This is a genomic window from Corallococcus caeni (assembly GCF_036245865.1).
Classification (GTDB): Bacteria; Myxococcota; Myxococcia; order Myxococcales; family Myxococcaceae; genus Corallococcus; species Corallococcus caeni.
This window is the reverse complement of the sequence record NZ_BTTW01000005.1, coordinates 572,971-588,396: the sequence shown is the minus strand read 5'-3', so window position 1 is coordinate 588,396 and position 15,426 is coordinate 572,971. Positions and strand designations below refer to the sequence as shown.

Genomic DNA, 15,426 nt, shown 5'->3' with positions numbered 1-15,426 from the left:
ATTAGGGTCCCGCCCATGAACACCCCCACGCCCGTCGACTTCCCGCTGCCCGGCCTGCGCATGCACGCGCTGGAGGCGGGCCCCTCGGACGGCCCGCTCGTCCTGCTGCTGCACGGCTTCCCCGAGCTGTCGGAGAGCTGGCGTGACGTGATGCCGCCCCTGGCCGACGCGGGCTTCCACGTCGTCGCTCCGGACCTGCGCGGCTATGGCGGCACGGACCGGCCGCGGGGCGGCTACGACACGGATACGCTCGCACAGGACGTGGCCCGGCTCGCGGAGCACCTCCAGCCGGACAGGCCCGCGCACGTCGTGGGCCATGACTGGGGCGGCGCCATCGCCTACCACCTGGCCGCCACGAAGCCCCAGGCGGTGGACCGGCTGGTGGTCATCAACGCGCCCCACCTGGCCGTCTTCGCGCGGCGCATCTGGCTGCCCCAGCAGCTGCGGCGCTCCTGGTACATCTTCTTCTTCCTCCTGCCCTGGCTGCCGGAGCACCTGCTGTCGGCCCACGGCGGCCAGCGCGTATCCCGGTGGATCCGCCACGCGCTGTCGGACCCCTCGCGCGTCAGCGAGGAGCGGCTGGACCCCTACGCACGCAACATGGCCCGGCCGGGCGCGGCGCGCGCCGCGCTCGCGTACTACCGCGAGGCCATGAAGGAGGCCGTCACGTCGCGGCGGAGGCAGCGTCAGCTGCGCGACTACCCGCGCATCCGCGCGCCCCTCCTCCTCATCTGGGGCGAGGACGACGGGGCGCTCGGCCGCGAGCTCACCCAGGGGCTGGAGCCATACTTCGAGTCGCCCCCCACCGTCCGGTTCCTCCCGGGCGTGGGCCACTTCGTGCCCCTGGAGGCCCCGGACCGGGTGGCCTCGCTGGTGCTGGGACACCTGGGCCGCGCGCAACGGGGCGCATCACCGGGAGGCGGCGGGGCTCCTACCAAATGAAGGTTGCCTGATGAGGGTAACCCCGTCCCGCACGGACCCGGACCTGGCTTCCGGGCCCGCACCGCGCGATGTTCCGCAGCCGTCTTCCCTTTCATGGAGTCCGGAGCAATGAACCCCTCGAAATCGTCCCGCGCCTCGGCGCTGCTCGTGGTGTCCGTCCTCGCCCTCGCCTTCAGCGGCTGTGCCGCGCGCCGGCAGCAGGCGTACCTGGAGGACAAGGCCATGGGGCACGTCTACCGCAAGCCCATCGCGGAGGTGTGGCCGGCGGCCGTCGCCCTCCTCCAGCAGAAGGGCTTCTCCCTGATGAAGGGCCAGACCGGCTTCGAGGCGACGACGGAGTGGCTCATGACCAGCGCCCCGTCCTCCCTGGGCACCGCCTACGCGCGCTACCACGTGCGCGGCACCGAGCGCGGCCCCGGCCAGTGCTCCGTGGAGTTCCGCCGCCAGGACCGCTCCGAGTCCCGCGCCGCCGACGACACCAGCGGCCGCGGCAAGGACATGGGCGAGTCCGCGGTGGGCGCCGGCAACTCCCAGATGAAGCGCGACTCCGAGCTGGAGTGGGAGCTGCTCCAGAAGGTGGACCCGGACGCCGCCTCCGCCCTCCAGGCCGAGGCGAAGAAGCTCGATTAACCCCGCCCTCCCTCACCGAGCAGGAGCCGCCGCCCGCGCGAAGCCACCTCAGTCGCGCAGCGGCAGCTCCACGGTGAGGCCGTCGAAGGCCACCTCCACCGGCCCCTTGAACGCCTCGCGCGCCTGCGTGAGCAGCCGTCCGGGGTCGGTGTCGTGGCGGCTGGACAGGTGGGTGAGGATGAGCCGCTTCGCGCCCGCGTCGCGCGCCACCTGGGCCGCCTCCCGCGCGGTGGAGTGCCGCGTCTCCACGGCGCGCGTCTGCTCGTCGTCGGAGAAGGTGGACTCGTGCACCAGCAGGTCCGCGTCCTTCGCCGCCTGCACCAGCGCGGGGCACGGCCGCGTGTCGCCGGAAATCACCAGCCGCCGCCCGGCCCGGGCCTCCCCCAGCACGTCCTCCGGCTTCACCACGCGCCCGTCCGGCAGCGTGACGGCCTCGCCCTTCTGCAGCTTCCCGAAGGCCGGCCCCTCCGGCACGCCCAGCTCCCGCGCCTTCTCCAGGTGGAAGCGCCCCGGGCGCGCGTCCTCCGCCAGCACGTAGCCCAGCGCGTGGATGCGGTGGTCCACGCCCACCGCCTGCACGGAGTAGCCGTTGCGGCGCACCACGTCCCCGTCCTTCAGCTCGTGGATCTCCACCGGGAAGGCCAGCGACTCCAGCCCCAGGTGCACGGCCTGGTGCAACAGCCGGCGCGCCGGGGGCGGCCCGTACAGGTGCATGGGCTCCGTGCGGCCCGTCATCCCCAGCGTGCGCAGGAAACCGATGATCCCCAGGTAGTGGTCGGCGTGGAAGTGCGTGAAGAACGCCGCGTCCACGGTGAAGCCCGTGCCGAAGCGCACCATCTGCCGCTGGCTGCCCTCGCCGCAGTCGAACAGGAGCAGGTCCGCGTGCGCCTTCACCGCCAGGCCGGACAGGCCGCGATGCAGGGTGGGCTGCGCGGCGGAGGTGCCGAGGAAGGTGAGCCTCAGTAGGGACATGCCGGCGCTTCCCACGACGAGAGTGGCCTCCTCGCACGCGCGGAGTCCTTCCTTCGCGCGCGCGTTCCCGGGGCATTTACCAGGGTGCGAGGGGGCGTGCTATGCAGCCGGCCCTTTCGGACCCCACCCCATGCCTGATTCCCTGACGGTCGGCCCCACGGCCGACCCCCGCCGCGTGCGTGCCCAGGACGGCCGCCTCCTCTCCGTGCCTGATGGCTGGGCCCTGCTTCCCCCCGGCGACGCCGGCCTCACCCGCCGCGTGAAGGCCGCCGGCCCCTCCTGGACCGTGGTGGAGAAGGTGGGCCGCAAGCTCTTCTCCCGGGGCGTATGGGCGCCGGAGGCCCACATCGTCCACGCCAGGGCCGCCCTGGAGGACGAGCGCGCCACCCCCGCCTACGCGAAGAAGCTGGCCCAGGGCCGAGAGCGCCGCGCCAAGGAGCAGGCGGAGTACGAGGTGGACTTCGCCAACGCCGTCCTGCGCTTCCTCGCCTTCAGCCCCGCGTGGCTCCCCCACGCCAAGCGACTGGCCGTGCTCGTCGCCGGCCACGCCACCCCCGTGGGCAGCGGCACCGTGGCCCGCACGGAGCGCATCCCCATTGAGCGGCGCGCGGAGGCCGCCGTCATCGCCTGGATGCGCCACCAGACCACCGGCTACGACCACATGCGCATCGAGCGCGTGAAGGGCGCCCGCCGCGAGGTGCGCCGCGAGCTGGCGGAGGTGTCCCGCGCCATCCTGGACCTGCACCGCCGGGACAGCCCCCACGCACCGCCCGCGTGTCCGCTCTGCTCCGCCCTCGTGCGCCCTCCGCCGACACGCCCCTCGGATTCCTGACCCGGCGTTCAGCAACGACTGTTTTATTTCTGACCAGCGGGTTAGGAATGGCCCGCCATGCCCCGTCCCGCCGACCCCAAAGCCCGCAGCGCGCTCATCGCGTCCGCGCGGGCGGAGTTCGCGAAGCGGGGCGTGAAGGGCGCGCGCATCAGCGACATCACCGCCGCCAGCGGCCTGTCCAAGGGCGCCTTCTACCTGCACTTCCCCTCGAAGGAGGCCCTCTTCGCGGCGCTGGTGGAGGGGTTCCTGGAGGAGCTGGAGCGGCTGGCCACGGAGCGCCTGTCGCGCATGGAGCGCTTCCGCGCGGAGTACGGCATGCCGGGCCCCGGCGACGTCGCCACGCGCTCGGAGCGCTACCGCGCCTTCCTGCGCCTGGAGGCCGCGCTGGACGTGGAGATGCTGGAGCTCATGTGGGACCAGCGTGAGCTCGTCACGGCGCTCATCGTGGGCAGCCAGGGCACCGCCTTCGAGTCCGTCATGTGGGACGTGGTGGACCGCGAGGTGGAGCGCATCGCGCGGGAGTTCCACCACCTGCGCGGCCAGCAGCCGGACACCCCAGACGTGGACCCCAGCCTCTTCGGCTCGTTCGTCGTGGGCACGTACCTGCTGCTGGCCCGGCGCATGGGCCGGCTGACGCAGAAGCCGGACCTGGCCACCTGGGCCGTGGGCCTCCAGCGCCTCATGCACGAAGGCTCGCTGCCGCGTGAGCCCGTGCCCCAGGCCGCCGCCTACGCGCGGCCCTCTTCCCCGCCCTCCACGCGCCGGCGCCACGCCCGCGCGGCCAACCCGCACCGTCCGCCAAGGAAACGCCCGTGAAACCGACCACGAAGCCCTCCACCTCCCGTGCCCTCGCCGCCATGGGCGTGGCCGCCGCGCTCGCGCTCACCGGCTGCGACAAGGCGGACGCGTCCGCGCCGGCCGCCGCCGCGGCGGCCCCTGGCCAGGACAAGCCCATGCCGGCCGTGAAGGTCGTCTCCGCGCGCGGCGTGCAGGCCTCGCAGTCGGAGGAGGTGACGGGCACGCTGTACCCGGCCCAGGGCCTCCAGGTTGGCTTCGAGGTGGGTGGCCGGCTGGAGGCGGTCCGCGTCCAGAAGGGGCAGGCCGTGAAGAAGGGCGACACGCTCGCCCAGCTCAACTCCGAGATCGTGGACGCGCAGGTGGCCGGCGCGGAGGCCGCCGTCGCCGCCGCGGAGGCCGCCGCCTCCATGGCGCAGGACGCGGCCGAGCGCACGCAGAAGCTCAGCACCGGCGGAGGCGTCAGCGACCAGCAGCACAAGAACGCCGTCGCCGCCGCCGCGCAGGCCCAGGCCCAGGTGATGGCCGCCAAGGCGCAGCTGGCGCAGGCCCGCGCGTCGCGCCGCCGGCACGACCTGAAGGCGCCCTTCGCTGGCACCCTGATTGAGTCCCCGGACCAGACGGGCGCCACGGTGGGCCCGGGCGCGCCCCTCTTCACGCTGGAGCAGCTGGACACGCTCATCTTCCGCACCACCGTGGCGGAGGGCGCGCGCGCGCTGCTCAAGCCGGGCGTGAAGGTGCGCGTGGCGGCGCTGGGCCACGGCGCGTCCACCGACGAGGCCGTGGTGCGCACCATCCTGCCCTCCGCGGACCCCACCACCCGCCGCATCCCGGTGGAGATTTCGGTGCCCAACGCGGACGGCCGCTTCGTGGCCCACACCCTGGCGCGCGCCATGCTGAAGCTGGGGGAGGCGCAGGACGCGCAGCTGCTGCCCACGACGGCGCTGTCCTCCTCCAACGGGGACCACGTCCTCGTCGTCAGCGACGGCGCCCTCCAGCGCGTGGACGTGCAGGTGCTGGAGCGCCGCGACCGCGAGGTGGTGGTGCGCGCCGCGGCCGTCCTCCAGCAGGTGGTGGACTTCCCCACGCCCTCCCTGTCCCCCGGCACCCGCGTCTCCGTGAAGTAGCCGAACGGCCGCCCCTTTTCGCCGCGCGGCCCTCAAGCCAGCGCGGCGCGCGTGAGCACTTCCATGATTCTCAGCGACGTCTCCATCCGACGGCCGGTGTTCACGGCCATGCTGTCCCTGCTGCTCATCGTGCTGGGCGTGATGGGCCTCAAGCGCCTGGGCACCGACCTCTACCCGGACGTCAGCTTCCCCGTGGTGGTGGTCAACACCCTCTACAAGGGCGCGGGCCCGGGCGAAATCGAGACCCAGGTCATCAAGCCCCTGGAGGACGCGGTCGCCGGCATCAGCGGCGTGGATAAAATCCACTCCTTCAGCCGTGAGAACGTGGGCACCGTCGTGGTGTCCTTCACGCTGGGCACCGCCCTGGACACCGCCGTCCAGGACGTGCGCGACAAGGTGGGGCAGGCCGTCAACAAGCTGCCCTCGGACGCGGACGCGCCCATCGTCAGCCGCGTGGACCTGTCCGCCGCGCCCATCCTCACCTACGCGGTGTCCGCGGACATGACGTCCCAGGCGCTGCGCAAGCTCCTGGATGACCGCATCAAGCCCGCGCTCGCGCAGCTGGCCGGCGTGGCGGAGGTGCGCATCACCGGCGGCGACACGCGGGAGATCCAGGTCGACATCGATTTGGACAAGGCCCGCGCGGTGGGCATCACGCCGTCCCAGGTGTCCCAGCGCATCGGCACGGAGAACCTCAACCTGCCCGCGGGCCGCCTCCAGCTGGGGCCCAACGAGCTGACCGTGCGCGCCATGGGCGAGTTCACCAGCGTGGACGACCTGCGCCAGCTGCCCATCGCCCGCAGCGGCACCGGCGCGCAGGTGCGCCTGGAGGAGATCGCCACCATCACGGACGGCGTCGCCGAGCGCCGCACCACCGCGCGCCTCAACGCCCGCGACGCCGTGGTGCTCGAAATCGTGAAGCAGCCGGGCTCCAACACCGTGAGCGTCAGCGACGCGGTGAAGAAGACGCTCGCGCAGATGGGTCCCGTCGTGGGGCAGGGCTTCCAGGCCACGCTCCTCATCGACCAGTCGGACCTCATCCGCGCCAACACCCACGAGGTGTGGATCGCCCTCATCTTCGGCGGCTTCATGGCGGTCCTCATCATCCTGATGTTCCTGCTGGACCCGCGCGGCACGTTCATCTCCGCGCTCGCGCTGCCCACGTCCGTCATCGGCACGTTCTTCGTGATGTACGTGCTGGGCTACTCGCTCAACCAGATGACGCTGTTGTCGCTGTCATTGGCCATCGGTCTGCTCATCGACGACGCGGTGGTGGTGCGTGAGGCCATCACCCACCGGCTGGAGCAGGGGGAAGACCCCATGAGCGCCGCGTCCAACGGCACGCGGGACGTGGGCCTGGCGGTGCTCGCCACCACGCTGTCCCTGGTGGCGGTGTTCATCCCCGTGGCCTTCATGCCCGGCATCGTGGGCCAGTTCTTCAAGCAGTTCGGCATCACCATCTCCGTGGCGGTGCTCATCTCGCTGTTCATCTCCTTCACGCTGGACCCCATGCTGTCCGCCCGCTTCGCCAAGGCGCGCAAGCCGGGGGAGCAGCACCACGAGCCCGCCGTGTTCCGCGCGCTGCGCCGCTTCCTGGAGGCCACGGAGCACACGTACGCGCGCATCCTGGGCTGGGTGCTGCGCCACAAGTGGGCCACCGCGGGCCTCACCCTGCTGGCGCTGGTGCTGTCCTTCGGCGCCGCCAGCCGCCTGGGCGTGGAGTTCATGAGCGCGGAGGACCGCTCGCAGCTCATCGTCGAGTTGCAGCTGCCGGACTCGTCCAACCTCGCGCAGACCACGGAGCGCGCCGCGCAGGCGGAGACGCTCCTCAAGAAGATCCCCGAAATCACCGACATCTACACCACGGTCGGTCCCAGCGGAGACGTCTACAAGGCGCGCCTGCGCGTGCTCACGGTGGGCAAGGAGAAGCGCACCAAGACCATCGGCACCCTCAAGGAGGAGGCCCGCGCGCTGCTGGTCCCCAACCTGGTCTCCACCGCCATCACCCTGTCGGACCCGCCGGCCATCGAAGGCCTGGGGGACTGGTACCCCATCATGGTGCGCGTGGTGGGCCCGGACCTGAAGCGCGTCAACGAGGAGGCCGAGCGCGTCGCCGGCATCCTGCGCACCCTGGGCACCTCCGACGTGCGCGTGGACTCCAACCCGGCCAAGCCGGAGCTCCAGATCCAAATCGACCGCGCGCGCGCCGCGGACATGGACCTGTCCGCCGGGGCGCTCGCCATGCAGCTGCGGCTGGCCATCGACGGTGACGTGTCCGCCAAGCTGCGCGAGGGCACGGATGAGACGGACATCCGCGTGCGCCTGCGCGAAGAGGACCGCGCCACGCCGGAGCGCGTGCGCCAGCTGATGGTGGCCACGCCCAGGGGCCTGCACCAGGTGACGGACGTGGCGGAGGTGTCGCTCAAGGACGGCCCCAGCGTCATCGAGCACGAGAACCGCGAGCGTCAGGTGGCCGTCGTGTCCCAGCTGGCAAAGGGCGCCGCGCTGGGTGACGTGGCCACGAAGCTCAAGGCCGCCATCGCCGCGAAGCCCCTGCCGCCCGGCTACGCCATCGTCTACGACGGCCAGATGAAGAGCCTGGATGAGCAGAACGACGCGTTCGGCATCGCGTTCGGCCTGGCCTTCGTCTTCATCTACATGGTGCTCGCCAGCCAGTTCGAGTCCTTCAAGCACCCCTTCACCATCATGGTGTCGCTGCCGCTGGCGCTCGTGGGCGCGCTGCTGGGGCTCGTCGTCACGAACTACCACGTGAGCATGGGCGCGATGATTGGCGTCATCCTGCTGATGGGCCTGGTCACGAAGAACGCCATCCTCCTCATCGACGGCGCGCTCCACCACCTGCGCGAGGGCGACTCCGTGGACGAGGCCCTGCTCAAGGCCGGCCCGCGCCGCCTGCGCCCCATCCTCATGACGAGCGCGGCGATGGCCATTGGCATGGTGCCCACCGCCGTGGGCACGGGCACCGGCTCCGAGTTCCGCGCCCCCATGGCCATCTCCGTCATCGGCGGCGTCATCACCTCCACCTTCCTCACGCTGCTGGTGGTGCCGGTGGTGTTCGCGGCCATGGAGAAGCTGTCCTTCCGCAAGAAGAAGCCCCGCACGGAAGAAGGGACGCTCCCGGCGCCGCCCGTGGACGCGCCCGCCGCGCACGACCGCGCGGCCTGAAGCGGACAGAGGGCCTTGAAGTGAAAGAGGGCGCGGGGACAGCCAGTCCCCCGCGCCCTTCTTCACGTCCGGTGGTCAATCACACGCGGGCAAGACAAAGGGCCCGGATGACGATGCCGTCACCCGCGCCCTTGATTTGAAACAGGGATGTCTTGATACAGGGGGATGAAACAAGTCCCGGGAGGGCGTCTTCCGCGGGGGCCGCCGGCTCCGGGCCGTGCCGGAGACGGGGCGTTCGCGGGCGTCCTGCCCGGGCGGGACTGCTCTAGCGCGCAGCCGACATGCCTTCGCCGTTGAGCAGGCGCACGCGCGCCTTGGCGAGCTGGTTCTGCGCCTCCTCCAGCGACACACAATCCACGGTGATGTCGTCGTTGGGGGATGCTTCCGACGCCACGCGAGCCGTCTGCAGGCGCGCGATGGTGGAGTCCGACACGTGGGCGCACATCACGCAGCCGTTCTTGCGCCCGTGGTTGATGACCTCGGAGAACAGGTTCGCGGATTCCGGCTCCAGCGGGCGCAGACCCCGCATGTCGGCCAGAACCAGGTGCCGCCCTCCGCCGTAGCTGTCCGTGGCCTTCTTGTAGACGGCCACGTACTCCTTCATCTCGTTGGGCCGCATGAAACCGCTCATGCGGGCAGTGATGGTCCGACGGCTGACATCGTTGGTGACTTCGAACATGGGTGCGCCCTCCCTCGCAGGTGCAAAGCCTAACAGACGTCTTTCGGACTTTCACAGCCCCCCCGGTGATTCCTTGGAGGTTGGAAGGTTTGAAAGGGATTGCGTGTTTTTCCTTCTTGGGACGTTGTAAAAATGAAGAAGCCCGGTCCGCGTGAGCGGGACCGGGCTTCCGTGACTCCAGGCTGACCCGGAGCGGGGTGTTATCAACCCGCTGCGCGGACGTTCTGTGCCTGCAGGCCCTTGGGGCCGCGCGTCACCTCGAACTCCACCTTCTGGCCTTCGGCCAGGGTGCGGAAGCCGTCCATGTTGATGGCGCTGTGGTGGCAGAACACGTCCTCACCACCGCCGTCCTGCGTGATGAAGCCAAAGCCCTTCGCATCGTTGAACCACTTCACGGTACCGGTAGCCATGAATCGTCTTCTCTTTGTTGGTGGGGCGGGGCACCCACCGCGCGAGGCGGCCAGTCCTCTCGAAATGTGAGGACCTGAGTGCGGACCGCAGTCTGCCCGGCGGGGCAGGGTGGGTGGAAGCCCCCCTGCTCGGCAGCCAACAGTTCAATGGGTGGTCCGCAGGGCCCCTCCGCCGTCGCAGGCAGGCGGGCGAGGGGGAGGGACGGGCCCGGCGCCCGGGCCTGGGGGCGTGGCTACCGTTCCGGCAAGGCCACGACGGCCGGGAGAGGAGTCACGTCATGTACGAGGTCCGAGGCCTGGAGCCAGCGCCGGTGCTGCCCCCCGTCCCCCCGCGCTCGGAGGGCGCCGTGCGCCGCGAGTGGCGCCGCATGAGGGACCACAGCGCGGCGGCGGGCATCCTGTCGCGTCCCCTGTGGGGTCGGCTGCCGCTGCGCCGCTGGGTGTCGCAGGACCTCCACTCGGTGCTGGACTACGTGGGTGGGGCGGCGCTGGTGGCGGTGGGGAGCGCGTCCGGCGACCGCGCGGCGAAGGCGGCCGGCTGGGCCCTGGGCGGTGCCGCGGTGGGCGTGTCGCTCCTCACGGACTACCGGCTGAGCCTCACGAAGCTCATCCCCATCGAAGCGCACGAGCTGGCGGACTACGCCTACGGCCTGGGCGCGGTGCTGGCGCCCTTCGTGCTGGGGTACGCGAAGCGCTCGCCCGTGGCGGCCGCGCTGCACGTGCTGCTGGGCGTGAAGGTGCTGGCCGCGTCGCTGGTGACGGACTACCGCTGCCAGACGGGCATGCACCTGGGCGGGGAGCTGGCCACGGACCCCGAGGGCATCGGGGCCTGAAACGGGCTTGAGCCCGGGCGGCGGGGCCTTGGGGGCTCCCGCCGCCGTCGCGAGCAGTAACTCAGGCGGTCTTCACCTGCGCGCTGGACTCCAGCTTCGTGGGGCCAGCGCTCTCGATGCGCATGCCGTAGAAGCTGCGGTAGACGAACACCGTGGACAGGACGAAGAACACCGCGGACAGCACGCGCAGGAGCGTGCCCTGGCCGGCGGCCTCCAGCTCCACGGACAGCTCCACCGCGAGCAGGCCGAACAGCGTGGTGAACTTGATGACCGGGTTGAGCGCGACGGAGGACGTGTCCTTGAACGGGTCGCCCACCGTGTCGCCCACCACCGTGGCGGCGTGCAGCTCCGTGCCCTTGGCCTTCAGCTCCGTCTCCACCAGCTTCTTCGCGTTGTCCCAGGCGCCGCCGGCGTTGGCCATGAACACGGCCTGATACAGACCGAAGATGGCGATGGAGATGAGGTAGCCCACGAAGAAGTAGGGCTCCAGGCACGCGAACGCGAGCGTGCTGAAGAACACCACGAGGAAGATGTTGATCATCCCCTTCTGCGCGTACTGGGTGCAGATCTCCACCACCTTCTTGGAGTCGGACACGCTGGCCTTCTCCACGCCCTCCAGCTGGATGTTGGCCTTGATGAACTCCACCGCGCGGTAGGCGCCCGTGGACACCGCCTGCATGGAGGCGCCGGAGAACCAGTAGATGATGGCGCCGCCGGTGATGAGGCCCAGCAGGAAGGGCGCGTGCAGGAGGGACAGGTTCTGCGCGTTGACCGCGTTGAGCACCTGCTGGCCGTTGGCGGCCCGCGTGATGCCCACCAGCAGCACGATAATGGAGAAGATCATCGTCGTGGCGCCCACCACCGCCGTGCCGATGAGCACCGGCTTCGCGGTGGCCTTGAACGTGTTGCCCGCGCCGTCGTTCTCCTCCAGGAACTCCTTGCCCTTGTCGAAGTCCGGCGTGAAGCCGAAGTCCCTGCGCACCTCCTCCTTCACGTCAGGGACGTTCTCGATGAGGGACAGCTCGTAGACGCTCTGCGCGTTGTCCGTCACCGGGCCATAGGAGTCCACGGCGATGGTGACCGGGCCCATGCCCAGGAAGCCGAACGCCACCAGGCCGAACGCGAACACCGCCGGGGCAATCATCAGCGCGCCCACGCCCAGGGTGCTGAACCCATACGCCAGGCCCATCAGCCCCGCGATGATGAGGCCCATCCAGTACGCGGAGAAGTTGCCCGCCACCAGGCCGGAGATGACGTTGAGGGACGCGCCACCCTCGCGGCTGGCCGTCACCACCTCGCGCACGTGGCGGCTCTCCGTGGAGGTGAAGACCTTGATGGCCTCCGGGATGATGGCGCCCGCCAGCGTGCCGCAGGTGATGATGGCGGACAGCTTCACCCAGAGGGTGTCGTCCCCGCCGATGTCCGGGATGAGCAGGTAGCTGATGAGGAACGTCAGCGCCACGGACACGATGGACGTCAGCCACACCAGGAAGGTGAGCGGCGCCTCGAAGTTCATGTGGTCCGCGTTCCTGTAGCGCGCGCCCTGGATGGCGTTGTTGATCCAGTACGACGCCAGCGACGCCACCACCATCACGATGCGCATCATGAAGATCCACACCAGGAGCTGCACCCGGTACTGGGCCTCCACCGCCAGGAGGATGAACGTGATGAGCGCCACGCCGGTGACGCCGTAGGTCTCGAAGCCGTCCGCGGAGGGGCCCACGCTGTCGCCCGCGTTGTCGCCGGTGCAGTCCGCGATGACGCCCGGGTTGCGCGCGTCGTCCTCCTTGATCTTGAAGACGATCTTCATCAGGTCCGACCCGATGTCGGCGATCTTCGTGAAGATGCCGCCCGCGATGCGCAGCGCGGAGGCGCCCAGCGACTCACCGATGGCGAAGCCGATGAAACACGCGCCCGCGAAGTCCGGCGGGACGAACAGCAGGATGAACAGCATCAGCATCAGCTCCGTGCTGATGAGCACCATGCCAATGGACATGCCCGCCTGCAGCGGGATGGCATACGTGGGATAGGGCTTGCCGCGCAGCGACGCGAACGCGGTGCGGCTGTTGGCGAAGGTGTTCACCCGGATGCCGAACCAGGCCACGCCGCAGCTGCCGGCGATGCCCACGAGGCTGGCCAGCAGGATGATGGCCACCCGGCCGGGCTCCATGTGCTGGAGGAAGCCGAAGTAGCCCACCATCACCACCGCGATGAGCACCCAGAGGACGCCAATGAACTTCAGCTGCGTCATCAGGTACGTCTTGCACGTCTCGTAGATGAGCTCGGAGATCTCCAGCATCGCCCGGTGCACGGGCAGCTTCTGGAGGCTCGCGTACTGCAGGAAGCCGAAGACGAGGCCCAGGACGCAGACGGCGATGCCGGACATCAACAGCTGCCGTCCGTCAAAGCCTCCGAAGAAGGTGACGGAGCTGAAGTCGGGGAGCTTGAGGTCCGCCTCGCTCGCGCGAGCGGGGGTTCCTCCGAACAACGCCAGGAGCCCTAGGGCCCCCAACGCCGTGCCGGTGACACGCTGCTTGAGACGGTCCAGCCGTGAAACGGTGGGTGTCATGGGGTGCAACCTCTCTCACAGTGACTCAGGGGAGTGATGTCGAGGGGTTGGCCGCCTGCGTGCGAGCACCTCCGAGCGCAGACGCTTCAGCGCAGCCTCGCCCTTCAAGGCAAGACATGCCCTGAAGGCGGCTGTGATTTATCACGCTCCGTCAATTGAAGTCGAAGTCAGGAATTCCATGTCGCATCCCGTCAAGTTGGATTCAGGGACAAACACCTGAACCACCCGGCAGGTGGGATGGCATTGGGGACGGATGGACCTGTCAGGGATTGAACTTGAAGAGGAAGCCGTCCTGCAGCCGGCGCGACGGACCGTCTTCCTGTTCGGGCCGGTCGAAGCCGCCGGCCAGGAGCACGCCGCCGGACGCGTCCACGCTCACGGCGCGGGCCTGGGCCACGGTGCCGGGGCTGGCGAAGCCGCGGACCCACAGCGACGTGCCCTCCTCCGGCAGCAGCTTCGCGACATACAACCCGGGGGGCAGGTTCCCCCCGCCCAGGGCCAGGCCGCCGTCGTGGCCGCCCGCCACCGTCACCTGGCCCGCCTCGTCGGTGGTGACCAGGGGCGCGCTGGTGGGGAAGGTGCGCGCCCACTGCTGGCCGCCGCGCGCGTCGTAGGCCAGCAGGAAGCCGTCGCGGGAGTCCGCGCGGTGGAAGGTGTTCTGGAAGTAGAGCCGGCCGCTGAAGCCGCCGCCCACGAAGACGCGGTCGGCCCCCACGGCCACGGACACCGCGGTGCCGTCCGTGCCGCGCACGTCGTGGCTCCAGACGTGGTCGCCGTCGCGGGTGAGCTTCACCACGAAGGGCGTGTGCTGGCGCACGGTGACGAAGGTGGCGTCGCCAAAGGACACCGCCCCCGCGTAGCCGCCCACCACGTGCACGTCGCCAAAGACATCCACCGCCACCGCCCGCGCGGAGACCTCGCCCTCGCCGGCGGGCATCCACACGCGGCTCCAGCGCTGCTCGCCCTTGGGCCCCACGCGCAGCGCGAAGCCCGCGTGTCTGCCATTGGGCGGCGTCTTCAAGCCCTCGCCCAGGTCGCGCGCGCCGGAGAAGTCCCCCACCAGCACCGCGCCGCCGTCATGGTCGGACGTGACGCCGTTCACCGCCACGGGGCCCTGGCCCGGCAGCGAGCGCACCCAGTCCAGCGCGCCGCCGCCGTCCAGCCGTGCCAGGAACGGCCCCTCCGGCAGCGTGGCGCCGTCGCGGGTGAAGCCCGCGGACAGACCCGTGAGGAAGATGTGGTCGGAGGCGTCCACCGCCAGGCCGCCCACGCGGGCCCGCGCCGCGTGCTGGGGCGTCCAGCCCCGCGCCCACCTGAGCGTGCCCTCCGGCGAATACCGCGCCACCAGCAGGTGCGGCGCGACAACGTTGCGATTGAAGGGCAGGGGCCCCGCCCCCAGGTCGATGGGCTCTTGATAGGTCGCCGCCACGAGGACGTCCCCGTTGGAGGTCACCACCGCGTGCGGAGCCTGAGGGTCCCCCACCATCAGGGTCCGCGACCACGCGTGGGCCTCCACGCCCTCTTGCACGACCTGTCCACCCACCTCGCCGAGCACCGGGATGCGCGGTGCCGTGGCCCGGGCTTCCTCGCACCCCACGAGGAAGAGTCCCCCCACGCACACCGCCATCCGAAACCACGCCACCGCCGCCACCCCGTCCCGGTCTCGCACCACCAACCCCGACTCCCCCGCCCTTCAACCGCGCCCAAGCCCTACTGCAAGCGCGCGGCCAACGTGGCGTGGCAAAGATGTCCCCTCGGGGAAGGCCACGGCGAGCCGGGCGGAAGGGCAGGGTGCGTGTCCGGCAGCCAGTAATTCCTGCCGACCGCGGGGAGGGGCGCCGGTAAAGAAAGACGCCCGCGCGGGTCTCCCCGGCGGGCGTCGATGGATGTGTTTGTTTCCGGACGCAGCCGGAGGACTACAGCACCTTCACCGGCACTTCCTTGAGCACCTGGTCGCCGCGCATCACCACGACGGTCCAGCTGCCGGGCTTGGCCAGCTTCACGCCAGTCCACTGCCGCGCGCGCCAGCCGTCGCCCTTCACCTTCACGTCCTTCGTCTCGCGCACGGTGTTGCCCTGCTTCACCTGCACCGTCAGGTCGTCGATGGAGTCGCCCTGGGGCACCAGGTAGCTCTGCCACAGCATCACGGTGGTGCCCGCCTTGATGCCCTCGGGGCCGACCTCGGCGGTGCACTCGAACTTGTTGGGGCCTTCCTTGGCCACCTCCGTGCAGAGCTTGGCCTCCACCAGCACGGGGCCCTGGCCCTGGCCCTTGTAGAAGTAGTTCCAGGTGTCGCGCACCGCGTCCGCGCTGGGGGCCTTCACGGACTCCGCCGCCGGGGCCGCCGCCTCCTGGGCTCCCGCCACCGACGCCACACCCAGCACCGCGCACAGCACGCTTCCGTTGAACACGCTCTTCATGTCTTGGGGTCCCCTCGTTGATGTTGAAGGC

13 protein-coding genes are annotated in these 15,426 nt (G+C 70.5%); 7 read left to right on the top strand and 6 right to left on the bottom strand.

Features of this window, described 5'->3' with window-relative positions:
* Window positions 1-15: 15 nt before the first annotated feature.
* Together AABA78_RS23720 and AABA78_RS23715 are read left to right on the top strand one after the other, a co-directional pair.
* On the top strand, window positions 16-942 hold the full coding sequence (locus tag AABA78_RS23720) for an alpha/beta fold hydrolase (RefSeq protein WP_338266032.1): 927 nt from the start codon (window positions 16-18) through the stop codon (window positions 940-942).
* A gap of 108 nt (window positions 943-1,050) precedes the next feature.
* Window positions 1,051-1,572, top strand: a complete 522-nt coding sequence (locus tag AABA78_RS23715; RefSeq protein WP_338266029.1) for a hypothetical protein — start codon at window positions 1,051-1,053, stop codon at window positions 1,570-1,572.
* Between the two features lie 48 nt (window positions 1,573-1,620).
* Here AABA78_RS23715 and rnz read toward each other — a convergent pair whose 3' ends face one another.
* A complete protein-coding gene (gene rnz, locus AABA78_RS23710; protein WP_171411937.1) occupies window positions 1,621-2,544 on the bottom strand; it encodes a ribonuclease Z in 924 nt (307 codons plus the stop codon).
* A gap of 130 nt (window positions 2,545-2,674) precedes the next feature.
* Here rnz and AABA78_RS23705 point away from each other — a divergent pair, with 130 nt between their 5' ends.
* The 4 genes from AABA78_RS23705 (at window position 2,675) to AABA78_RS23690 (ending at window position 8,484) form a co-directional block, all read left to right on the top strand.
* Entirely contained in the window at window positions 2,675-3,376 is a 702-nt protein-coding gene (locus AABA78_RS23705; RefSeq protein ID WP_338266027.1) for a DUF2293 domain-containing protein, read from the top strand.
* 57 nt (window positions 3,377-3,433) lie between these two features.
* Window positions 3,434-4,192 carry a TetR/AcrR family transcriptional regulator gene (locus tag AABA78_RS23700; protein ID WP_338266025.1) on the top strand — a complete coding sequence of 253 codons (759 nt, stop codon included), beginning with the start codon at window positions 3,434-3,436 and terminating at the stop codon, window positions 4,190-4,192.
* Window positions 4,189-5,298 (top strand): efflux RND transporter periplasmic adaptor subunit, encoded by a 1,110-nt coding sequence (locus tag AABA78_RS23695; protein WP_338266023.1) that lies wholly within the window; start codon window positions 4,189-4,191, stop codon window positions 5,296-5,298. Before AABA78_RS23700 ends, AABA78_RS23695 begins: the two co-directional genes overlap by 4 nt.
* Before the next feature lie 63 nt (window positions 5,299-5,361).
* Complete coding sequence (locus AABA78_RS23690; RefSeq protein ID WP_338266021.1) at window positions 5,362-8,484, top strand: efflux RND transporter permease subunit; 3,123 nt, start codon at window positions 5,362-5,364, stop codon at window positions 8,482-8,484.
* Window positions 8,485-8,749: 265 nt separating this feature from the next.
* Here AABA78_RS23690 and AABA78_RS23685 read toward each other — a convergent pair whose 3' ends face one another.
* Window positions 8,750-9,103: a hypothetical protein gene (locus AABA78_RS23685; protein ID WP_253894833.1), complete on the bottom strand. Its 354-nt coding sequence runs from the start codon at window positions 9,101-9,103 to the stop codon at window positions 8,750-8,752.
* A gap of 263 nt (window positions 9,104-9,366) precedes the next feature.
* Window positions 9,367-9,573, bottom strand: a complete 207-nt coding sequence (locus AABA78_RS23680) for a cold-shock protein (RefSeq protein WP_120526528.1) — start codon at window positions 9,571-9,573, stop codon at window positions 9,367-9,369.
* 278 nt (window positions 9,574-9,851) lie between these two features.
* Here AABA78_RS23680 and AABA78_RS23675 point away from each other — a divergent pair, with 278 nt between their 5' ends.
* On the top strand, window positions 9,852-10,406 hold the full coding sequence (locus AABA78_RS23675) for a hypothetical protein (protein WP_171411931.1): 555 nt from the start codon (window positions 9,852-9,854) through the stop codon (window positions 10,404-10,406).
* Window positions 10,407-10,467: 61 nt separating this feature from the next.
* Here AABA78_RS23675 and AABA78_RS23670 read toward each other — a convergent pair whose 3' ends face one another.
* The 3 genes from AABA78_RS23670 to AABA78_RS23660 form a co-directional block, all read right to left on the bottom strand.
* Window positions 10,468-12,975, bottom strand: coding sequence for a sodium-translocating pyrophosphatase (locus AABA78_RS23670; RefSeq protein ID WP_338266018.1), 2,508 nt, complete (start codon window positions 12,973-12,975; stop codon window positions 10,468-10,470).
* A 262-nt stretch (window positions 12,976-13,237) separates the two neighbouring features.
* Window positions 13,238-14,647, bottom strand: a complete 1,410-nt coding sequence (locus AABA78_RS23665) for a hypothetical protein (RefSeq protein WP_338266014.1) — start codon at window positions 14,645-14,647, stop codon at window positions 13,238-13,240.
* 244 nt (window positions 14,648-14,891) lie between these two features.
* Entirely contained in the window at window positions 14,892-15,395 is a 504-nt protein-coding gene (locus tag AABA78_RS23660) for a hypothetical protein (protein ID WP_338266012.1), read from the bottom strand.
* Window positions 15,396-15,426: the final 31 nt, after the last annotated feature.